Consider the following 22545-nt stretch of genomic DNA (forward strand, 5'->3'; position numbering starts at 1 on the left):
CTTCACGCTGTCAGGGTGAAGTCAAGTTCTCAGGAGAGCGATGAACGCAGATGCCCAGCCCTTATTCGTCCCCGTCATCCTGGCAGGCGGCAGCGGAGAGCGCTTCTGGCCACTCTCCCGCAAGCACCGGCCCAAGCAGTTCCTGACGCTGGATGACTCCGGCCGCAGTCTCCTGCAGGCCACGGCAGACCGCCTGACGGCCTTGGCCGGCCACGCCGCCCGGATCATGGTGGTGACCGGGCGTGATCATCGCGCGCAGGTCCTGGAACAGTTGCCGGATATGCCGGTCGAGAATCTGCTCGTCGAGCCTACCCCCCGTGATACGGCTGCCGCCATCCTCTTTGCGGCGCTGAAAGTGGCCCAGCTGAACCCGCAGGCTGTGATGGGGGTATTCCCAGCAGATCACCGCATCACGGACGCGGCGGCGTTTGAGCGTGTCGTCCGGCGTGCCGAACAGGTCGCCCGGGAGACCGACCAGCTTGTGACCATTGGGATCGAACCGACCTTCCCGGCCACAGGGTATGGGTACATCGAGCGAGGTGAGCTCCTCGGTGCCCATGACGAACTGTCGGCTTACCGGGTAACGCGCTTCACCGAGAAGCCCGACAGTGAAACGGCCCGCGCTTTTCTCCGTACTGGCCTGTACAGTTGGAACAGTGGAATGTTCATCTGGAATGTCCAGGCCATCCTCAGGGCCTTCGAGCAGCATCAGCCCGCACTGTATGCCCAGCTGTCGGAGGCGATGGCCCGCCATACGCTTCTACAGCCGCGTCTGCCCGAGGTCTTTCCGCAACTTCCCAAGATCAGCATCGACTACGCCATCCTGGAAAAAGCCGACAACGTGGTGGTCATCCCGGCAGAGTTCGGCTGGGACGACCTGGGTGACTGGAATGCCATGGAACGTTTGCTCAAAGGTGAGGGCGACAATGTCTCCGTCGGTCGGCACATCGGCATCGATACCGGTGGGGCGATCCTGTACACCACGAGCGGCGATGACCTGATCGCCACGATCGGCTTGGAAGACGTGGTGGTCGTGCGTGCCGGCGACGTCACGCTGGTCGTCCGGAAGGATCGCACGCAGGACATCAAGCAGGTTGTCCAACAACTGAAATCCCATCCTGAACTGGAGCGCTTCGCATGACCGACTACTCACAGATGGAGCCGCGCCGCTCGGCTCAGGAATCGCCGGAACCACGGGAACAGGAGATCGAACTCGGTACGCTCTGGAACGGGGTGCGGCGTCGCCTGCCCGTCATCCTGCTGGCAACTGGGATCATTGGTGCTGGTGTTTACGCTCTGTCCCGGGGGCAGCCGGACGTATTTGAGGCGACTGCTAGTCTGGTGACGACGGGCAACAGCGGCAATCTTGGGAGTGGTCGGGACAGTGTGGTCACAGCATCCCCCCTACCTGAGGGCGCTCTCCAGGAGGCGCTCAACGGACCTACTGTGCTGGGACGCATCATCACTGGGCTGCGCGAGACTACCCGTATCCCTCAGGAGTTGCGGACTGAACTGGCTGACGACTTGCAACGAGAACTGCAATTGCGGGAGGTCAAAACCCTGCAACTGCAAAATCAACTCGACTTCAACGGTAATGGTATCTATTCCGTGACAGCCCGTGCAGGTAGCTCAGTTGCCGCAAAGTTCCTAGCGGACCTGAGTGCACAGGTGTTGCTAGACTGGGACCGTGGGCGCGCTCTAAACGGCCTTGGACGAGCGTCACAGAGCCTCCAGGCCCAGTTGGCTGAAATAGATCGGCAGCTGGCCGAGGGAGCGTCAAGTGACTTGGAACGGCAGACGCTGGTTGCCTCACGGGCAAGCCTGCAACGCACGTTGGCGCAGGTAGATATCCAGGCCAAGGGTGCGACTGGTTCGCTGGAACTTGTCTCCCCGGCTGTTGAGCCACTGGAACGGGTAGCGCCAAAACCTACTCGCAATGCGATCCTGGCAGGATTGCTGACCCTGCTGCTAGGCGGTGGTCTTGCCGCCTTACGTACGGTGACAGACCGCACGGCTCGTTCTGAAGATGATCTGCTCAGCTTTGGCCTGCCGACGCTGGGCAGCGTGCCCAAGCTACGCCGAAGGGATGTGGTCTTCAGTGGAATAGTCCGTGCAGCCCGTCAGGCGGGGCTGTACGAGGCACTGGGGTTCCTGCGCGTGAACCTACTGACGCGGCTGGGAACTCTTAAAGGGCAGCGCATTATGATCTCATCGACTGCGCCCGGTGAAGGCAAGAGCAGCCTGACGGCGACGCTGGCTGACACCATGGCTAACAGTGGTCTACGCGTGCTGATCATCGATGCTGATATGCGCCGTGGTACTCAGCAGGATGTCTGGGACAAGTATGAATCCAGCCACAAATGGCTTCAGCTCAGCGGTGAAGGTGGGGCTCGTACGCTTCAGGAGGCCCTAGGCGCTCCAGAGAACGTGCAGGTAATTGAAGCTGAGCCCGGGGTGCATGTCTTGCCAGCAGGCCCAGGGCTGCAAGACAGTATGGGACTGCTGAACCGCGCCCCTCTGAGCCAAATTCTGGAGAGCTGGAGTTCAAGCTATGATCTAGTGCTCATCGACAGCCCTCCCATGCTGGCTCTGGCAGATGGCCTGATCCTCGGGCGACATGTCGATCAAGTTCTGATTGTAGTGGAAGAAGGGAAGACTAGCTTAAACGCAGTGAAGCAGACTTTACGCCGCGCTCACAATGCTAGTGTGCCTATTCTTGGATTCATCCTCAACAAAGTGTCAGCCAGCTCGCAAGAGGCGCAGGGTTATGGCTATGGGTATGGCTATGCGCCCCGCAAACGAGGGGGATGAACCTATGGGTGTGTTGAACCCGTCTGGGCTGCATAGGAAACCTGTGGCTGCGTTGCCTGCCATAAGCAGTTTTCCCCAAGCAGGTGCCCTCCTGCTGGGAGACGCGCTGAGCCTGCTAGGTGTCTATAGCCTGACGTATTTTCTACTGCCAATATGGGGGTTAGCAGTCGAAAGTCCACACTCTTCCCTAGTCTGGGGAGCAGTATGGCTATGCTGGCGAGCCTATCAGGGGCTGTATCCCGGATACGGACGCTCTCCGCAAACCGAGCTGCGATTACATGTCATGGGTACGGCGCAGGTGGTGGCAGTGCAACTGGCAGCAGGACTCGCATTGCAACGCTTCTCGCCAAGTGTGTCTGGTACGGTATTGAGTTGGGCGCTACTCCTGCTGCTTAGTCTGTTTGTGCGCTATGGCATCCGTTCGGTCTTGATTCGAACTGGTAAGTATGGTCGGCCGATCAGCGTGATTGGCGCAGGACAAACGGCTGCTATGGCCATTCATCATCTCCGTGCCCATCCTGCATATGGCCTGAACCCGGTTGCGGCATACGACGACAATCATGAACTGCATGGCACTACGCTGCACGGGGTGCCCATCCTGGGCACTATTGAGCAGGCCATCACAGAGCCCCGAACGGAGCAGGCACTCGTCTCCATTCCAGGCGCACGTGCTGAGACACAGCAGCGTATTGTCAATGCCACGTATGCCTCATTTCCACATACTTGGGTCATCCCGGACCTGTTCGGTATTCCAAACCAAGCCCTACAACCCCACAATATCGGCAGCGTGGCTAGCTTGGAAGTCCGAAACAACCTGAGGAGTGTCCAGGCTAGAACGTTAAAACGTACCATTGATCTGTTGGGATCGGGTCTGGGTGGTTTGCTGCTGTTGCCTCTCCTTCTGCTGATTGCTCTGGCCATTAGACTCGATAGTCCAGGCCCGGCTGTATACCGTGCTCGCCGCCTTGGACGTAATGGTGAGCCGTTTGACTGCTTCAAATTCCGCAGTATGCACCGTGACGCAGAAGCCAAGCTCAAGAGCGTACTGGACAGCGACCCTACGCTGCGGGCTGAATTTGAGGCCACACACAAGCTGAGGAATGATCCACGGGTCACCAGGGTTGGCGCGTTTTTACGGAAAACGAGTTTGGATGAGCTGCCCCAACTGGCTAATGTGCTCCTGGGAACTATGAGTCTAGTTGGTCCAAGACCCATAGTGCAGGGTGAAGTGTCTAAATACGGTGATATCTACGCTGTGTATAAGCAGGTTCGTCCTGGAATGACTGGCTACTGGCAAGCAAACGGTCGCAGTGATACTAGTTATAATGAGAGGGTTGGTATGGACAATTTCTATGTAACTAACTGGACTCCCTGGTTGGATATAGTTGTTCTTATTCAGACCGTTCGCGTGGTCATGCTTGGGAAGGGAGCATATTGATAGCAAAGTTATCATTTGGTAAGATTTATAGAATTTTCTTGATATATCTCTCCTTTTTTCTGAGAGGCTTCTCCTTTTTAATAATTGCACCGTATGCAACTAAGTTAATTCCTCCAGATTATTGGGGTGCGGTCCTTTCAGCTCAAGCTTTAGGATTATGGGTAACTCTTATCCTGGATTATGGATTTAACGTTACTGCAACTAGAAATTTAGTGAGTTTACTAAGTAATAAACTATCAATTTCCTCAGCTATTTCTGGAATATATACAGCAAAGCTGGTATTATTAATACCATCGATTATAGTTGTAGTTTTGGGTGTTTATTTTAGTTCTCTTAAGAATTACACCGTTCTAAGCCTATTTATAGTTTTTTGGGCGGCTGCCCAATCTTTTGGGCCCGTATGGTATTTCCAAGCTATCGATAGGCTGCATATCTATGCTCTGACGGATATATTTTCAAGATTACTATATATACTGCTTATTTTCATATTTTTAAGGAGTCCGGAAGACTACTATTTAATCATCGTGCTTCAATTTTTAACCATACTTATTTCAACCATAGTGCAATGTGTTATTATGTCTCTTGATATAGGGCCGGAGATTTTCAAAGTATCCCTTGTGGACGGTATAAATGCTTTAAGATCCGGCTGGAGCATATCTATATTCACTATTATCACAAGTATATACACAGCAGCGGGTATATTTATCTTAGGGATTTTTGTACCAAGCCATCAAGTTGCTGTTTATGGAAATGCTGATAGGTTGGCGCGTGCAGGTTTATCAATGTTTGGTCCAATTAATCAAATAATTGTACCAAGAATATATAGTCTCATGCATCAAGGATTTAGGGAGGGTGTCAAATATATTTATCGAGTTTCAGCATTTTATTTTCCGGTTGCAGTATTGATATTTTTCCTTATAATTTTGCTGGCTAAGCCGGCGATCACTATATTATTTGGCGATTCATACATAGAGAGCGTCAATATTTTGAGATTATTGGGATTACTTTTTCCTATTATCGCATTAAATACAATATTGTCTTCTTTTATTCTTATTCCACTCGGGAAGGATAATTATGTAACAGTTGTTTATTCCATTGCTTCGGCTTTATCATTAGGTGCTATGATAATTTTGATTCCTCATATGGGAATAGTAGGTATGGCCTATTCAGTGATTATTCCTGAGGCTTTTGCATCAATCTCATTAGGTTTTCAAGTTTATAAGATTTTAAGGAGGAATCGTGCGGAATCTTAGGACACTTTTCTCTCCTTCTGTAGTGGCGCTGGTAATCTCTTTGGTTGGCTTAGCTTTTACCTTTTTCCCGCCCGATGTTTATGAAGAAATTTTATATGAAAAGAATTTTATGTTTTTAAATGCTAAGCTGATTTTGTACGTTTTATGTTGTCTGATAATGTTTATCATTGGTACGTTTATTTTTTCGAAGAAGTATATAAATATAACTACTAAAAATTCGTTATACTCAAGTGATTCAAAAGAAATGTTTTTCGTAGTTTCCATTTTTGTGATAATAGTTTTAGTTATTAGGACGATAACTATGTTTAGAGGTCTGGGGATTGATAGTTTGTCCGATATTTTGCGGCCTGGAATGGGTCTATCAATAACAGAATATCGAATCAAGTTTGATTCTATTATGAGTTCTTCTATTTTATCTTGGATTCGACCATTCTCTTTAATTGCGTCAATCTATTTGGTTTCTAAAGCGTATCGCATGGGTAGTAAGTATTATACCATGCCTATAATTACTTCACTTCTAAATTTAATGTATGCCTATATCTCTCAGACAAGGGGAGAAATGATATTATTTGTGGGTATCATGTTTATTACAATAATAAACTTGAAATTGTCTTTCAAAAAAATAAAAGTATATCAATTTTACGCATATCTACTATTGATAATACTGGTATCAGTTTTTGCATTTGTTGTAATAGATGTAAATCGTGGAGGAATGCTGGCAGGCAGGCAAGGGCTGTCTTACACACTAGTAGGGTACTTTATCTCTGAATTCAATCGACTTGCCCTGATTTTAGATGGTAAACTTCGTTTACCAGGCGCGGGCGAGCAGGCCTACGCTTTCTATAACGTTCTATATCCACCATTTTCAAGTCGTATTGAGCTGCTCAATTTTGGTAACTGGCTTGGGTTTACGGCACCTGGGGAACAGTCTGTATGGAGTAGCTCTTTTAATAGTGTTAAAGTTGCCAAGTTAGATGAAAACTTCAATTGGTTCACGATTTATGGCTCAGTATACTCAGATTTAGGCTGGTTATCGCCTATTTGGTTTCTTGGTTATGGGATACTTTCTGGCTTTTTTTGGAATCTGTATCGTAAAGGGGAGCTGCTCGGTATATATGTTTATCCTTGGTTTTGGATCAGTATCATAACTTGGTGGGGTGCTTTCAATGTTTTGATAAGCTCGCCAGATACAACGTGGATTATTATTTTTAGCCTAGCATTTATGTTAATCGAGAGAATCCAGATCAAAAATCAAGGAGGGAGATATAGTGTTAAATATCGCATCAGTAGTCGTAACATATAATCCTGATCATTCCATCAGGGAAAATATTGAATCTCTGTCTCGCCAATCTCAAGAGGTAATCATAGTAGATAATAATTCATCGGGCATTGAATTTATGAATGATCTGCCTAATAATTGCACCTTACTGAGGTGCGAAAGTAATCTTGGTCTTGCCTTTGCTCTTAATCTTGGAATTTTGTACGCCCTGAAAAAAAACTTCGATGCTATCGCTACATTTGATCAGGATACACTGATCCCAGAGGATTACTTTATTGAAATGATGAAAGATTTGAAATTCGATTCTAAATCAAAAATAGGTATTCTATCACCTCAATATATTGATAGGGCGACAGGAGTAAAAAAAGCGTTTGCTTCTCGTGCCCTAAATAAAAACTTGCAACTAGATTCGTATAACCTCACGCGTTCAACAATGACTTCTGGTAGCATTATGAATCCCTTTGCTATCATGAAAGGCGGCCTTTTTAGGGGTGAGATGTTCATTGACCAGCTAGACAATGAAATTTGTCTAAGGTATAGGAAGGCTGGCTATGTTATTCTTGAGCACAAGTGGGTAGCGGTTCAGCATAGTGTGGGGCAGAATACTGAGAGGCTATTTTTCAACTTGCGTGTCCTTCCATCCAATCATTCAGCCATTAGGCGCTATTATATCGCTCGCAATAGAGTTTTTATGTATAAGAAATATGCACTTTTCGATATTCGTTGGGTCTTGATGGACCTCCGAGGATTTATAACTGAAACCGTAAAAATACTCTTATATGAGGAGAATAAGGCAGAAAAAATTAGAATGACTGCAAAAGGTTTGAGGGACGGGTTCAAGAATTCAATGGGTCCTATAGGAATATGAATATGACTTCTTCTCGTTTTGTCTCTTTTACCATAGTCAACGGAGCGTATTATCATTACGCGCTTACCCTAGCGCAGTCTTACCTTGATAATAATCCCGAATCTCTATTTTATGTGTTCTATCTTGGTGAAGAGCCAACATATATTCCTGATTCCGCCAGAACAATAGTCAAAGTCGTGGATGAGGAAATGATAAATGATTTAAAATCCCGTGCATTTTATTATGAAATTACAGAATTGAGTACTAGTATAAAACCAAATTGCTTTAGGTATTTAGGAGAACTGGGATTTAAAAAGATAATTTACCTAGACCCAGATATATTTATTTATAAGAGTCTCGAAAATATTGACAATCTTTTAGAAAATCAAAATATAATTATTACTCCACACTCTACTGAGCCGATTTATGATGGATTATTACCCGATGATTTAAGTTTTTTGAGATCAGGATCATATAATTTGGGATTTATTGCTATTAGATGGAATGATAAGACCAAGCTATTCATTGATTGGTGGATGAGTAGGCTGCGGTACAATGCATTTAATGCATTCTCAAAAGGAATGTTCACAGATCAAAAATGGATTGATTTGATTCCAGGCTTCTTTGACGGTGTCTATATCTTAAAAGATAATGGATATAATGTGGCATATTGGAACCTTCACGGTAGGAAGATAGAACTTGAAGATGGGGAGTTTAAGTCTAATGGGGGGCCGCTTTATTTCTTTCACTTCAGTGGGATATCGCTAAATAATAATCTTGTATCAAAGTATTCAACTAGATATAGCAGCTATTATGATCTAGGAATTGATATAACTATATTGTTTGAAAGATACAAAGCTAAACTGCTGGAAAACTATGGCATTACAGAGTCTCAGAGAAAATCCCAAAATAGTTATAACTATTTTGGCGATGGTGAGCTGATATCAGAACTGGATAGACTGATATATTTAAATTACAATGTATATTCTGGACAATGCATAGATGCTTCCAAAATAACGAGAAAAGAATTCTATAGATTGATACAATCTACTCCTGAAAATAGAGTATCATGTGAATTTACTTATGATCCCAGGCTGGGAAGGATTAGTCAGCAGATATCTAGACTTCCTGCGCCAGTTAAGTCGATTGCGCGCTCACTATCTACTATGAACTGGGTTTCAAAAATAGTTTCGCTAACCAATAACTCAGTCAACAAGATTAATACATCGCAGATTATATACGCTCTTTATAAAGAATCTAATGAGGGGAACGCATGAAACGAGTATATATCCATGACTGGCTCTCGGGAGGTAATGCAGGAGCTGAAAAAGTTTTATCCCATATGATAAATGTTTTCCAGGCTCCAATATTTACGACTGTATATAAGTTTGATGATTTTAAGGATGTAAATATATCAAAAATGACTGTAATAACAAGCAATCTTCAAAAATGGCCTTTTATTACAAAATTTTACAGAAATCTTCTTCCTATCATGCCATATCAGATTGAACAATTTGATTTAAGAGAGTATGAGACAATCATATCAAGTAGCCACGCGGTTGCCAAAGGTGTTTTGGTCAACTCAGATCAACTGCACATTAGCTATGTCCATTCTCCCATGAGGTATGCATGGGATCTGTATCATCAATATTTGGATGAATCGGGACTGAAGCGTGGTGTAAAAGGACTTGTAGCAAAAATAATTTTGCATTACATTAGACTGTGGGATCATTCTACATCGAATCGAGTAGACGTGTTCTTAGCGAACAGTAAGTATGTTGCAAAAAGAATTCAAAGGACTTACAGGAGGCCGGCAAAAGTTTTATATCCGCCAGTCGAGGTTGAAAGATTTGATCACACTCAACCAAGAGAAGAATTTTATCTGGCTATGTCAAGATTTGTGCCCTATAAAAAAATAGATTTGATTGTGGAGACATTCAATAAATTAGGATATCCACTTAAAGTAATTGGTGGTGGCCCCGATTTTAATAGGATTAAAGCTATGGCTGGATCCAATGTCGAAATATTAGGCAAGATCGATGATGGCCAAGTTGCTGAGCTTATGGCTAGGTGCAAAGCTTTCGTATTTGCAGCAGATGAGGACTTTGGCATTGTCCCTGTTGAAGCTCAGGCGGCTGGAGCCCCTGTTATCGCATATGGCAAAGGCGGAATACTGGAAACGGTCGTTCCAAATGTTACTGGGGTATTTTTTGGACAGCAGAATGCTGAAAGTTTAATAAGGGCAATCGGTATATTTGAGGAAAATATTGATATGTTTGATGCTTCAACCGTATCTGATTAGCGACCCCGCGAGCCGGACAGCATCGTCACATTCGCTAGGATGAGCCGCATGGCCACCCCGCTGACGGAACAGGATCTCTACGAGATCATCCGCAAGCAGGCGGAGCAGATCGAACAGCTTCAGAAGCGCATCGAGCAGTTGGAGCGTCAGCAACGCAAGTATGCCGCCCCTCATAGCCGGGGAAGTCGGAAAGCCCACCCGAAAACCGCAGGTCGTCGCGCTGGGGAAGGCGTCTTCACATACAAGCGTCCTCCTGCTCCCGAGCAGGAGGACGTCGTGATCGACGTCCCGGCGCCCAACACCTGCACGGCCTGTGGCTACGTCGGCGAGTTGATCTTCAAGCGTAACGACCGCGCCTGGATCAGTGACCTGCCCGCTCAGACCGTGCAGATCACGGCCTACCACGTGCCGGTGATGGTCTGCCCGCAGTGCGGGCAGACTGTACGTGGCGCGCATCCCGACCTCCAACCGGACCAACGTGGGGCGACGGGACACCGATGTGGTCCCCGACTGGCGGCCACCATTCAGGCGCTGCACCACGAGGTTGGTCTCCCACAGCGCCGCATTCCACGGGTGCTGGGACTGACCACCGGCATCCGGGTGTCCCAGGGGGCCATCACCCAGGCCGCCCAGCGCCTGGCACGTGATGGACGTCCGCTGGCGACACATGTCGAGTCCCTGGAACGGGAGCTGCGCGCAGCTCCCTATGTCCACCACGACGACACGGGCTGGCGAGTGAACGCGACACAGGCCTGGGTGAGCACCTTCCGCTCGGCCGAGACGGTGCTGTTCCGAGCGAATCTCCAGCACACCAACGTCGAGTTGCGTGCAGTGCTCGGCAACGCCTTTGGTGGAGTCCTGGTGTGCGACCGCTTCAAGGTCTATGACAGTCACACCCTGGCAGGGGTCCAGCAGCAAAAATGTCTGGCTCACGTCCTGCGCAACGTCCAGACGGTGAGTGAGCAGGCTCAGGGGAAGCGGGGACGGGGCCGGGAGTATGGGCAGCGCTTGGCCGAGGTGTGCCGAGCATTGATGGCGCTGCATGCCCAGCACCGTCGTGGAGGATGCAGCCTGGATGAGTACCGACAGCAGGGTGAGGCACTCACCCTGCGTCTGGACGCCTTACTCGACCGGCGCCCACTGAAGACCCCGGGGAACGAACGGCTACGACTGGGGTTGCTCAAGCAGTACCGGCAGGGCCGGTTGCTGCGGTTCCTAGTAGACCCGGATATCCCGCCGACGAACAACGCGGCGGAACGGAGCCTGCGGTCGGTGGTGATCGCGCGCAAGGTCTCGCAGTGCAGCAAGAACGCGCTGGGTGCACAGACGTACATGCGGATCAAGTCGACGGTGGAGACCGCGCGGTTGCGCGGTCAGGACCCCGTCGATGTCCTGATCAACCTGCGTCGCTAATCACGTACCTTCAACCATCCGTAAACATGCAGAATCCTTCGCTCCGGCACGCTTCGAGCGCCAATTTGCCGCTATCGTGAGGGTCGCTGAGCAGGCCCATGTCCGCGGCGACGACCCTGAAACAGCTGTAATACAGTTAGAATTGGAGAACCTATGAGGAACCTTCTCGTAACAGGCGGCTGTGGTTTTATCGGCAGTAACTTTGTGCGCTACTGGCTGGCGCAGCACCCGGACAGCCGGGTAGTGGTGTACGACAAGTTGACGTACGCGGGCCGGAAGGAGAACCTGCATGACCTGTGGGACACGGCGAACGTGTCGCTGGTCGTGGGGGATATCGGGGATCAGGATCTGGTGCGCCGGACCTGCCAGGACGAGTCCATTGATCTGATCGTGAACTTCGCGGCGGAGACGCACGTGGATCAGAGCATCCTGGGGCCGCTGGTGTTCACGGACACGAACGTGCGTGGCACGCACGTCCTGCTGGAGGTGGCACGGGAGCTGGGCATCCGCCTGCACCACATCAGCACCGATGAGGTGTACGGCCACATTAAGGACAACCACCAGAGCGTGGAGACTGATGAACTGGCCCCGCGCAGCCCGTACGCGGCGAGCAAGGCAGCGGCGGATCAGCTGGTGCAGGCGTACGCGATCACGTACGGCATTCCCGTGACGATCACGCGCGGCGCGAACAACGTCGGGCCGTACCAGTACCCGGAGAAGGCCGTACCGCTCTTCAGCACGAACGCCATTCTGGGTGAGCCCATCCCGGTCTATGGGGACGGCCTGCAGATGCGCGACTACGCGCACGTGTATGACCACTGCACCGGCATCGAGACCGTGCTCCTGAAAGGCGAGATCGGTGAGGTCTACAACGTCGGCACGGGCCGTGAGATGACCAACCTGGAGATGGTGGACATCGTGCTGGATACCCTCGGGAAGGATCATGGCCTCGTGAAGCACGTGACGGACCGCCCCGGCCATGACCGCCGTTACTCCATGAACGTGGACAAGCTGCGCATGCTGGGCTGGGAACCGAAGTACGACCCCCGGCAGGCGGTTGCTGAGGCTGCGCGCTGGTACGTGGACAACCGCTGGTGGTGGGAACCGATCCGCAGCGGGGAATTCCGTGAGTATTACGCCCGTCAGTACGCCGAGCGTCTCGCGGGCCCCGAGGTCAAGTGACCGCCTTCACCACCTCCCGCCGGGGCATCATCCTGGCGGGTGGGTCAGGCACCCGCCTGTACCCGGCGACCATCGCAGTCAGCAAGCAGCTGCTGCCCATCTACGACAAGCCGATGATCTATTACCCGCTGACCACCCTGATGCTGGGCGGCATGCAGGACATCCTGATCATCAGCACGCCGGAGGACACCCCCCGCTTCAAGCAGCTGCTGGGCGATGGATCGCAGTGGGGCATTCGCTTGCAGTACGCAGTGCAGCCCAGGCCTGATGGCCTCGCTCAGGCCTTCCTGATCGGCGAGGAGTTCATTGCGGGGCATCCCAGTGCGCTGGTGCTGGGTGACAACATCTTCTACGGCAATGACCTGTCGGATCTGATGCAGGACGCCAACAGTCGCCCCGAGGGCGCCACCGTCTTCGCGTACCAGGTGAGCGATCCGGAACGCTACGGCGTGGTGGATTTCGATGACACTGGGAAGGCGCTGTCCATTGAGGAGAAGCCAGCCGAGCCCAAGTCGGATTACGCGGTCACGGGCCTGTACTTCTACGACGAGCGCGTGGTCGATATTGCCCGCAGCATCAAGCCGTCGCCGCGCGGTGAGCTGGAAATTACGGACGTGAACAGCACCTACCTGCACGACGGGTTGCTGGACGTGCAGCTTATGCGGCGGGGCTTCGCCTGGCTGGATACTGGCACCCACGAGAGCATGCTGGAGGCCAGTCTGTTCGTGCAGGCCATCGAGCACCGCCAGGGACTGAAGATCGCCTCGCCTGAGGAGATCGCGTGGCGCAACGGCTGGATCAGCACCGAGATGCTGCTGGAGCAGGCGCAGAAACTCGCCAAGAACGGGTACGGGAAGTACCTGCTGAAACTGAGCAAGGAGAAACGCCATGGCTGAACACACCGTCCGTCTTGCCCCTGAGTACGCGCAGGCCCTGAACTTCGAGACGTATCCGGCGGCCCCGCAGATTGACGGGGTGTGGTTTCACGCCCTGAAGAAGAACCGCAGTGAGAACGGCGCGTTCATGGAGTACGTCCGACTGGACGAACAGGGCGTGCAGGGCGTGCCCGGCCAGCTGACGCCCCGCCAGATCAGCGTATCGTGGGCAGCCCCGAAACGCATCAACGCCTTCCACATCCACGTCAAGCAGGAGCAGAACGAGATCTGGTGCGTGCTACAGGGCCAGCTGATGATCTGGCTCGTCGACTGCCGCGAGGGCAGCCCCACCCTGGGCGTCAAACGCAAACTGGTTTTCAGTGGCGAGCAGCCCATGATGGTGCACATCCCCAGTGGTGTCGCCCACGGCTACCAGGCCGGTGAGCAGGGTGCGACGCTGCTGTACACCATGGACGCACAGTTCGACATCACGGACCCCAATGAGGGCCGCCTGCCCTGGAACTTCTTCGGTGATGACCTGTGGGCCGAGGACATGGGATGAAGATCCTCCTGACGGGCGGCGGCGGCCGACTGGGCACGGAACTCCGTGCCCTGCTGCCCGGTATCGTGGCCCCTACCTCCGGGGAGATGAACATCACCGACGCCGGGCAGGTGCTGACCACTGCACAGCGTGAACAGCCTGACCTGATCGTGCATGCCGCTGCCTACACCAACGTGGGCGGCGCCGAGCGTGACCGCGAGGCTTGCTGGAACGCCAACGTCATCGGCACCCGGAATATGGCCGCCGCCGCCAACGCCGTGAATGCAAAACTGGTGCACATCAGCACCGACTACGTGTTCAGCGGCGATACGGGCGGCTACCGTGAGGACGACACACCCGGCCCAGTCGTCAACTACTACGCATTGACCAAACTGATCGCCGAGGAAGCGGCCCGAGCCGCGCATGATCACCTGATCATCCGTACCAGTTTCCGCCCACGGGAGTTCGCGTACCCCGTTGCCTTCAGTGACGTCTTCACCGGCCAGGATTACGTGGACGTGCTCGCTCCACAGATCGCGCAGGTCATCACGCATGCCCGCGAGATCCCGCACGATCTGCTCCATATCGTCACTGAACGCAAAAGTGTCTTCGAACTCGCCCGTCGTCGCAAGGCAGATGTGCAGGAAGGCACTCGCACACAGGCCGGCGTGACCCTGCCCAATGACGTCAGCTTGAACACCGACCGCTGGCAGGCACTTATGTCATCCTGGGGCGATGGCCGCGCCTGAAGCAAACATCGTCACTGTCGATCTCAGGACGCAGGTGCCGGTAGGATGGACTTTGACTGGCCTGTCCGAGCCAAAGTTTGACGGAGTAAATTTTTATCGAGCAGTCATAGATACCCAGAGTACGTTGACATGGCATTCAGATCGATCAGAGTTTATACAAATTGATTATCAAACATACTCAGATGTCGAGAGAATAAACACACTATTGCTTGTAGATGGACATCGCGTCAGCGAAAGAAAATTTGCGGCAGGTAGATTTGAAATTCCGGAGAGCACTGGTTTCTTTGTCCCACCTGGGAGACACACGCTCGCCATTCGTTACACCTGCTCAAAAAATGCTTGCAAGGCACCAATTAGACAGTACTGGACATCCTTGCGCATTCATGAGGACAGTAAAACCGCTTGGCAGCAACAGGTTGGGGTCTATGCCCAGCGTTGGTCCCTTGATGCTCCTAATAGTCCCCTTACTATCAAAGGTGTAGGGGGACTTCAGTTCGATGGAATTAATTATGTTCGACCAATCATTGATAAAGAGATCAGTTTTTCTTGGAATGCCCGGAAGCCACTAAATACCAGTATTTACGTCGCTGCAAATCAGGATTTCCGTGTCACGACTGTGCTGGGCGGGCAAGAAGTTTCAGTTAAGGAAGGAAGCTCCAAGCAATGGATAAAATCCGAGGCTTCTCTGACTCATGCTGGTCTTCAATCGGTTACATTTCGAATTGAATGCCTGGATAATCCGAAAACTACAAATTGTGCCTATCTTTATTTCCCTCAAGTGACAGTGTTGACCTTCCCATCTACTCACTGGACTGACAGGGTAGTCAGTCTATGTATCGTCATGCTAATGATCGTGATGTTTTGGTACTGGTTGTATCCACACCGGCAAAAAGTGTTCCCGTGAGCAGCCACCACAGTTCCGCGAAGTGAACACTTGGAAGTGTCAATACAACATCAACCATGTTCATTGCCGCAAAACCAAACAGAATAGCCAGTGCCAGCTGCATGCGTTGCCGTATGGCTAGTCTGAGGCCATAAAGCGTCACTACGAAAAGCCCTGCCGTGCCAATCACTCCCGTTTCTAATAGCCAATGTAACCAGACATTATGAGCGATAAGCAGAACGCTGGCCCAGCGACTGATTCCTTCTGGACAACGTATTTCATTGCGCTCTAAAATCGGGGTCAACTGGCAACCATCCTTAAATAGGTAGGTCAAGTAAGGACCCCCCTGATATGGTCCGACTCCACCAACAGGGGACGTCTGCCAGCCCTGAACGGCATCCTTCCAGACCAGTTCTCGACCGCTGGTTTGATCGTTTAGCAGCCGCTCGACAGGTTTGAATGGAATCTGGGCCTTGAAGCTCACCATAGCGACGATTACCAGGCCTACCGCCGGGAGCAGCAGCCACGGGCGGCGCTGCTTGTCTCTCTGGAATGCCAGGGCGGCCACAGAACCCGTGAACAGGGCCAGCAGCGGGCCGCGGCTGCCGGAGGCGAGCAGGGTGCTCAGCGCGAACAAACCGGCGGGCCAGCGCCACCAGCCTCCGCCACGCCAGAACACGATCAGCCACAGGGCGATCACCGCGACCAGACCCAGCGTGACCACGTAGTAGTACGGGTGGCCCAGGCGCGCCTGCACGCCCTCCCAGCCCTGCGTGCCCAGCGTGTACGCCCAGGCACTGGCGAAGATGACCAGCTGGCCCCACAGCAGCGGGCGCAGGAAGCGGCTGTCCTTGAGGTAGGCCCCGGCCGCGACCATCGCAAGCGCCTCGGCGGTACGTAGAGCCGCCAGACCCACTGACGTCAGCGGGGCAGGCGTGAAGAGCGCCGCGATGAGCTGGGTGGCGGCGAAGAAGAACAGCACGCGCCGCGCGGTGAGGGGCAGCCGGCGCAGGTGGCCCAGGGTGGCGAAGGCCGCCAGGTACAGTGGTGGGAAAATGGGGGTCAGGGCGATCAGCCAGCTCACCCAGCGGGGCGGGGGGCTGACCGGCGCCTCTGGCTGGTGAACCGTCATGCTGCGCAGTATAAGTGCCGTGTGTGTGGCGGCTCGGTACACTGTGGGCCATATGCCGATCAAGTTCGGGACGGATGGCTGGCGGGACATCATCGCTGAGGATTTCACCTACGACAACGTGCGGATCGTGGCGCGCGCCCACGCGCAGGTGCTGCGGGAGGGGGGTGGCCGGCTGGTCGTGGTGGGGTTCGATACGCGCTTCCAGGGGAGCGGGTTCGCGCGGGTCGTGGCGGACGTCATGGCCGAGCAGGGCCTGGACGTCCTGCTGGCGCCGGAGTTCCTCCCCACGCCTGCGCTGTCGTTCGCGGTCGTGCATCACGGGGCGGCGGGCGGCGTCATGATCACGGCCTCGCACAACCCGCCGCCCTATAACGGCTACAAGATCAAGGGGGCCTACGGCGGCAGCGCCACACCCTCGACCGTCGCGCAGATCGAGCGGGCGCTCAGTCACCCCAGCGGGTACGAGGGCGCGCGGGGGACAGTTCAGCCGCTGGACATCCGTGAGGCCTACTACGCGCAGCTGGACCGGCAGCTGAACCTGGAGACGCTGCGGTCCTACCGGGGCCTGGTGGTGCACGACGCCATGGGTGGCGCGGCCTGCGGGTGGCTGGCCGACTACGTGAGCAGCCGGGCGCTGCCGCTGCACTTCGAGGAACTGCACGGCCGGCCGGACCCGATGTTCTATGGCGTGAACCCCGAGCCGATCCCGCAGAACCTGGGTGACCTGCTCACGCGACTGGCCGGGGAGACCGGGACGGCCCTGGGCGTCATCACGGACGGGGACGCCGACCGGGTGGGGGCCGTCACGGCAGGTGGCCGTTTCTTCAACAGCCATCAGATCTTCGCCGTGCTGCTGCGGCACCTGTACGGGCGTGGCCTGAGGGGCCGCGTGGTGAAGACCGTGTCGGGCAGCCGCGTGATCGAGCTGCTGGCCGGGCGGCTGGGTCTGGACGTGCTGGAGACGCCGGTGGGCTTCAAGTACATCACGGACGCCTTCCTGGAAGGTCAGGCGGACGAGCGGCTGGCCGTGCTGATGGGCGGCGAGGAGTCCGGCGGCCTGTCCTCCCGTGGGCACATCCCCGAGCGTGACGGGCTGCTGAACAGTCTGCTGATGATCGAGGCGGTGGCCGCCAGTGGCCTGAGCCTGGACGACCTGTTCGCCCAGATCGAGCAGGAGGTGGGATTCCGGCACTTCTACGACCGCAACGACCTGCACCTGAGCGCCGCGTTCGACAAGGCCGCGCTGCTGAGTGCCGCGTCGGCGTACGCCGAGGTGGCCGGGCACGCCGTGCAGGGCGTGAACACCCGCGACGGCGTGAAGCTGCTGCTGGACGGAGGGGCGTCGGCCATGTTCCGCGCGTCCGGGACGGAGCCGGTGGTACGGGTGTACGTGGAGGCCCAGAGCGAGGAGGCCGTCCAGACCATTCTGGCGGAGGCCACCCGGCGCGTCCTGGCACTTGACCCCGGCGCGCACTGATCCTGGCGGCCAGCACTGGGAGGGGGCGTGGGCTGTCCCCTCCCAGTGCTGGCTCATGCGCCGGGCCTGCGGGGGATCAAAAAGCACTCGCCTCTGCGGGTACAGAGGCGAGCGTTCGTGGTGACCCCAACGGGATTCGAACCCGTATCGCTACCTTGAAAGGGTAGTGTCCTAACCGTTAGACGATGGGGCCACACCACTTCAGTTGTCGTCGGCTTGCGCCTTCGCTTCCTGCCTTTCAAGGGGCGCCGTTTCCGGCACGCACAGAAAGATACAGGCTTTCCGTGATTTCGTCAAGCGGTGTGTGCGGGTGCCCTGCAGGGTAAGAGAGGGGCGGGGCGGACCGTCGCGGTCAAGCCCCGCCTGAAGTGCGGTTTTTACATGTGCAGCGCGCGTTTGTCGGTGGCCAGGGCGGCTTCCTTGACGACCTCAGACAGAGTGGGGTGGGCGTGGACGGTGCGGGCGAGGTCCTCGCTGCTGCCGCCGAACTCCATGATCGCCACGACCTCGCCGATCAGTTCGCTGACGCCGCCGCCGATCATGTGCACGCCCAGCAGTTTGTCGGTCTGCGCGTCGGCGATGATCTTCACGAAGCCGCGCGTGTCGCCGTGGCCCAGGGCGCGGCCGTTCGCGCTGAACGGGAACTGCCCGGTCTTGATGCTCAGGCCCTTCTCCTTGGCCTGCTTCTCGGTCAGGCCGGCCCAGGCGATCTCGGGGCTGGTGTAGATCACCCAGGGGATCACGTCGTAGTTCACGTGCCCGGCCTGCCCGGCCAGCATCTCCGCGAGGGCCACGCCCTCCTCCTCGGCCTTGTGGGCGAGCATGGCGCCGCCGATCACGTCGCCGATGGCGTACACGCCGGGGAGGTTCGTGCGGTAGTGGTGGTCGACCTTCACGAAGCCGCGCTCATCCAGTGCGAGGCCCACCGCGTCGGCACCCAGGCCCTGGGTGTGGGGCACGCGGCCAATAGAGACGATCAGCTTGTCGAAGCGCGCCGTGACCTCCTGCTCCTGCTCGGTGTAGGTGACGCTCACGCCGGTCTCGTCCTGCTCGACTTTGCTGATGTTCACGCCGAAGTGGAAGTCCAGGCCCTGCTTCTGGAACAGCTTCAGGCCCTCCTTGGCGATCGCGTCGTCGGCGGCCATCAGGAAGCCCGGCAGGGCCTCCAGCACGGTCACCTGCGCGCCCAGGCGGCGCCACACGCTGCCCAGCTCCAGGCCGATCACGCCCGCGCCGATCACGCCGAGCTTGCCGGGCACTTCGGTGAAGCTCAGCGCGCCGCTGTTCTCCACCACATGCCCACCGAAGGGCGCCAGGGGCAGCGCGCGGGGGCTGCTGCCGGTCGCGACGATCACGTGTTTCGCCTTCACCTCGGTGCCCGCCGCGTCCACGATCCACCCCTCGCCGTCCTGGCGCACGAGGCGGCCCAGGCCGTGAATGCTGGTGATCTTGTTCTTGCGGAACAGGAACGCCACGCCGCCCGTCAGCTTGTCCACCACGCCACTCTGACGCTTGAGCATCTGCGCGACGTCCACGGACGCGCCCTGCACGTTGATGCCGTGCTCGGCGAAGTCATGCTGGAGCATCTCGAACTTCTCGCTGCTGTCCAGCATCGCCTTGCTGGGAATGCAGCCCACGTTCAGGCACGTCCCGCCCAGGGACGCCTTGCCATTCCGCTCGAAGGCGTCCACGCAGGCCGTCTTGAAGCCCAGCTGCGCCGCGCGAATCGCTGCCACGTACCCCGCGGGGCCGCCACCAATCACCAGAACGTCGTAAGAATCCATAGCGTCTCTGAGCGTACCACCGCCCCGAAACGCCCAGCGTGACACGTTCCCCGCTCAGGGACAGAGGGGGGAGATGGTGAACGGTTGATGGTTGATGGAAGCTCCGGCACGAGCCTGAGCGAAAGCTGGTCTATCAACGATTGACCATCACCTGTCCTCACACCCGGCGGTAGCGTTTCGCGGGGCGGCCCCCGGTGCGGGCGTCGGTGCCCACGCTGGCCTCGCCGGTCTCCACGAGGTGTTCAAGGTACCGCCACGCGGTCACGCGGCTGAGGCCCACGCGGGTGCCCAGCTCGGCGGCGCTCGCCTCGCCCAGGTCGCGCAGGGCGGCCCGAACGCGGCGCAGCGTGTCCCCGTCCAGGCCCGCGGCGTCCGGGGCGGCGGGCGGGGCGAACAGGGCGTCCAGGTGCCCCTGGCGCACGTCCCCCTGCGCCCACAGCGCCGCGCGCTCCCGGGCGCGCTCCAGGGCCAGCGTGAAGCGCTCGGGCGTCACGGGCTTCACGAGGTAATCCGCCGCGCCGTGCAGCAGCGCGTCCTGCACGCTGGGCGCGTCGCTGGCGGCCGTGACCAGGATCGCGTCCACCCGCGCGCCACTCACGCGCGCCTCGCGCAGCAGGTCCAGGCCGCGCCCGTCGGGCAGGTGCACGTCCAGCAGCAGCAGGTCCGGGCGCAGGGTGCGCAGCATGGCCCGCGCCACCCGCAGCGACTCCGCCTGCCCCAGCACCGTGAACCCCCCGGCGCGTTCCAGCAGCCGCCAGTGCAGCGCCGCGATCTGCGGGTCGTCCTCGACGATCAGCACGCGCAGCGGTGGGGGAGAGGACACGCCGCTCATTCTTCGGCCTGGGGGAGGGGCACGTCCAGCGTGAAGCGCGTCCAGTCCCGCCCGTGCGCACTCACGCGGTCATGAGCGAGGGTCGCGCCGAGCGCCTGCGCGCGGTCTGACACCAGAGCCAGCCCCACGCCCCGCCCCGTACCCTTGCTGCTCACGCCGCGCGCGGTCAGGGTGTCTGCCAGCGCCGCGGGCACGCCACCCCCCGTGTCGCGCACCTCCAGGATCAGGCCCTCCGGGTCGGTGGCGATCAGTACGCGCACCTCGGCGTCCGGCTGGCCCTGCGTGGCGTCCAGGGCGTTCTCGATGAGATTCCCGGCCGCGAGCTCCAGCAGATCCAGCACGCCGGGCGGCAGCGTGGCCGGCAGCGCCGACAGCGGATCGAGGGCGAGGGTCACGCCCCGTTCCGCCGCGCGGTCGAACTTGCCCAGCAGCAGCGCCGACAGCCGCACGTGCCGCAGCGCCCCCACCGCCTGCAGGTGCGCCTCGTGCCGCGCCGACTGCGCGTGGATGAGCGCCAGGGCCTCGCGTGTCTCGCCCAGGTGCAGCAGGCCCGCCAGGGTGTGCAGGCGGTTCGTGAACTCGTGCGTCTGCGCCCGCAACAGCTCCGCGTAACGCTGGGACTGGGTCAGCTCGTCCGCCAGGGCTCGCACGCGCGCCAGGTCCCGCAGCGTGACCACCACCGCGCCGTCCCCGGCCTCCTGCGCGGCCAGCAGCACCGGGCGGCCCGCTACCTCCGCCGTGACCGGCCCCGCCCCTGGCACGGGCAGCGGGAGGCCCGGCGGCCACGGCAGCGGCAGCGCGGCGTCCGGGGTGCCCAGCAGCGCGCGGGCCTGGGGGTTCATCACGAACACCTGCCCCGCGCGGGCCACCAGCACGCCTTCTTCCAGGGTGTTCAGGACCGCCCGGTACTGCCGCAGGCCCCCGGCGATCTGCTCGGGTTCCAGGCCCAGCATCTCGGTCTTCACGCGCCGCGCCACGCCCAGCGCCAGGGCCAGCGCCAGGGCCAGCGCCAGCAGGTACCAGGGCAGGCCCGCGCGCAGCACCTCCAGGAACACGTCCCGCAGCCGGGGCAGCAGGAAGCCCACGCTCGCCAGGCCCAGCACCCGCCCCGCGCCGTCCACGACCGGCACCTTCGACCGCACCGAGCGGCCCAGCGTGCCCTCGACCGTCTCCGTGACGCTCCGGCCCTGCAGGAACGCCGTGAAGTCCCCGCCCTGCATGCGCTGCCCCACCTGCGCCGCGTTCGGGTGTGTCAGCCGCCGCGCGTCCCGGTCGGTGACCACCACGTAATCCGCGCCCAATTGATCGCGGTAGCGGTTCATCAGGGCGTTCAGGTTCGCCCGCTCGGCCACGTTCCCCGACAGGGCCGACACCACCGGCGGGAGGGCCCCCACCAGCCGCGACTCGCGCAGCGACCGCTCCGCGAACGACCGGTGAATCCCGTCGTACACGCCCTGACTGACCAGACCCGCCACCGGCAGGCCCAGCAGCAGGAACGCGCCCAGCGTCGTCAGGAACAACCTCGGGCCCACCCGCAGCAGGCGGGGCGTGTGCGGCAGCGCCACCTCGCGCGCCAGCGGCGGCACGCGGGACGGGGCAGGCAGGCGGGAGGGCACGGTGACCGCAGTGTAGGCCCGCCCCGACCCTGGGCGGCCACCGTGCGGCCCTTGTGTTCACCGCGTGTACGAATCCCCACCCCGCCCACTCAGGCCCTGCGTGCCCGGCAGGACGGCCTCCAGCCCCACCC

Annotated in this window: 19 protein-coding genes and 1 tRNA gene; 15 read left to right on the forward strand and 5 right to left on the reverse strand. The window is 56.8% G+C overall.

Translation table 11 applies throughout. The annotated features are described in order from the left end of the window. The first annotated feature begins 40 nt into the window (after positions 1-40). From DEIGR_RS01400 to DEIGR_RS20185, 14 genes are all read left to right on the forward strand, one after another. On the forward strand, positions 41-1141 hold the full coding sequence (locus DEIGR_RS01400) for a mannose-1-phosphate guanylyltransferase (RefSeq protein WP_058974630.1): 1101 nt from the start codon (positions 41-43) through the stop codon (positions 1139-1141). Then, a complete protein-coding gene (locus DEIGR_RS01405) occupies positions 1138-2811 on the forward strand; it encodes a polysaccharide biosynthesis tyrosine autokinase (protein ID WP_083523887.1) in 1674 nt (557 codons plus the stop codon). The genes DEIGR_RS01400 and DEIGR_RS01405 overlap by 4 nt, the downstream gene beginning before the upstream one ends. 4 nt (positions 2812-2815) lie before the next feature. Continuing rightward, a complete protein-coding gene (gene wbaP / locus DEIGR_RS01410; protein WP_058974631.1) occupies positions 2816-4249 on the forward strand; it encodes an undecaprenyl-phosphate galactose phosphotransferase WbaP in 1434 nt (477 codons plus the stop codon). A 38-nt stretch (positions 4250-4287) separates the two neighbouring features. Next, positions 4288-5502, forward strand: a complete 1215-nt coding sequence (locus DEIGR_RS19540; protein WP_153013583.1) for an oligosaccharide flippase family protein — start codon at positions 4288-4290, stop codon at positions 5500-5502. 22 nt (positions 5503-5524) lie between these two features. Beyond that, positions 5525-6805, forward strand: coding sequence for an O-antigen polymerase (locus DEIGR_RS20175; RefSeq protein WP_153013584.1), 1281 nt, complete (start codon positions 5525-5527; stop codon positions 6803-6805). After that, positions 6771-7649: a glycosyltransferase family 2 protein gene (locus DEIGR_RS19545; protein ID WP_160329901.1), complete on the forward strand. Its 879-nt coding sequence runs from the start codon at positions 6771-6773 to the stop codon at positions 7647-7649. The genes DEIGR_RS20175 and DEIGR_RS19545 overlap by 35 nt, the downstream gene beginning before the upstream one ends. Positions 7650-7825: 176 nt before the next feature. Next, positions 7826-8905, forward strand: a complete 1080-nt coding sequence (locus DEIGR_RS20180; protein ID WP_153013585.1) for a hypothetical protein — start codon at positions 7826-7828, stop codon at positions 8903-8905. After that, positions 8902-9930, forward strand: coding sequence for a glycosyltransferase (locus tag DEIGR_RS19550; protein WP_083524094.1), 1029 nt, complete (start codon positions 8902-8904; stop codon positions 9928-9930). The genes DEIGR_RS20180 and DEIGR_RS19550 overlap by 4 nt, the downstream gene beginning before the upstream one ends. A gap of 48 nt (positions 9931-9978) precedes the next feature. After that, positions 9979-11343: an IS66 family transposase gene (tnpC, locus tag DEIGR_RS01420; RefSeq protein WP_058974636.1), complete on the forward strand. Its 1365-nt coding sequence runs from the start codon at positions 9979-9981 to the stop codon at positions 11341-11343. 153 nt (positions 11344-11496) lie between these two features. Continuing rightward, complete coding sequence (gene rfbB, locus DEIGR_RS01425) at positions 11497-12525, forward strand: dTDP-glucose 4,6-dehydratase (protein WP_058974638.1); 1029 nt, start codon at positions 11497-11499, stop codon at positions 12523-12525. Further along, complete coding sequence (gene rfbA / locus DEIGR_RS01430; RefSeq protein WP_058974640.1) at positions 12522-13421, forward strand: glucose-1-phosphate thymidylyltransferase RfbA; 900 nt, start codon at positions 12522-12524, stop codon at positions 13419-13421. Before rfbB ends, rfbA begins: the two co-directional genes overlap by 4 nt. Then, positions 13414-13962 carry a dTDP-4-dehydrorhamnose 3,5-epimerase family protein gene (locus DEIGR_RS01435; protein WP_058974642.1) on the forward strand — a complete coding sequence of 183 codons (549 nt, stop codon included), beginning with the start codon at positions 13414-13416 and terminating at the stop codon, positions 13960-13962. Before rfbA ends, DEIGR_RS01435 begins: the two co-directional genes overlap by 8 nt. Then, entirely contained in the window at positions 13959-14690 is a 732-nt protein-coding gene (locus tag DEIGR_RS01440) for an SDR family oxidoreductase (protein ID WP_058974644.1), read from the forward strand. The genes DEIGR_RS01435 and DEIGR_RS01440 overlap by 4 nt, the downstream gene beginning before the upstream one ends. Beyond that, positions 14677-15594 carry a hypothetical protein gene (locus DEIGR_RS20185; protein WP_153013586.1) on the forward strand — a complete coding sequence of 306 codons (918 nt, stop codon included), beginning with the start codon at positions 14677-14679 and terminating at the stop codon, positions 15592-15594. The genes DEIGR_RS01440 and DEIGR_RS20185 overlap by 14 nt, the downstream gene beginning before the upstream one ends. On the opposite strand, the gene DEIGR_RS01445 is transcribed toward DEIGR_RS20185, so the two are convergent. Next, positions 15530-16705, reverse strand: coding sequence for an O-antigen ligase family protein (locus tag DEIGR_RS01445; RefSeq protein ID WP_083523891.1), 1176 nt, complete (start codon positions 16703-16705; stop codon positions 15530-15532). The two genes, DEIGR_RS20185 and DEIGR_RS01445, sit on opposite strands and share 65 nt — an antisense overlap. A 52-nt stretch (positions 16706-16757) precedes the next feature. Between DEIGR_RS01445 and DEIGR_RS01450 the strand changes: the two genes are divergently transcribed. Next, a complete protein-coding gene (locus DEIGR_RS01450; RefSeq protein ID WP_083523892.1) occupies positions 16758-18182 on the forward strand; it encodes a phosphoglucomutase/phosphomannomutase family protein in 1425 nt (474 codons plus the stop codon). A gap of 118 nt (positions 18183-18300) precedes the next feature. On the opposite strand, the gene DEIGR_RS01455 is transcribed toward DEIGR_RS01450, so the two are convergent. The 4 genes from DEIGR_RS01455 to DEIGR_RS01470 all read right to left on the reverse strand — a co-directional run bounded on the left by DEIGR_RS01455 (position 18301) and on the right by DEIGR_RS01470 (position 22414). Beyond that, positions 18301-18375 (reverse strand) — tRNA-Glu (locus DEIGR_RS01455). Between the two features lie 184 nt (positions 18376-18559). Further along, positions 18560-19966 carry a dihydrolipoyl dehydrogenase gene (gene lpdA / locus DEIGR_RS01460; protein WP_058974649.1) on the reverse strand — a complete coding sequence of 469 codons (1407 nt, stop codon included), beginning with the start codon at positions 19964-19966 and terminating at the stop codon, positions 18560-18562. A gap of 157 nt (positions 19967-20123) precedes the next feature. After that, the gene (locus DEIGR_RS01465) at positions 20124-20789 is read right to left on the reverse strand and encodes a response regulator (RefSeq protein ID WP_236704624.1); all 666 of its coding nucleotides are present in this window, start codon (positions 20787-20789) and stop codon (positions 20124-20126) included. A 5-nt stretch (positions 20790-20794) separates the two neighbouring features. Then, a complete protein-coding gene (locus DEIGR_RS01470; protein WP_236704625.1) occupies positions 20795-22414 on the reverse strand; it encodes an ATP-binding protein in 1620 nt (539 codons plus the stop codon). Positions 22415-22545: the final 131 nt, after the last annotated feature.

This window comes from Deinococcus grandis (genome assembly GCF_001485435.1).
In the GTDB taxonomy this organism is placed as follows: domain Bacteria; phylum Deinococcota; class Deinococci; order Deinococcales; family Deinococcaceae; genus Deinococcus; species Deinococcus grandis.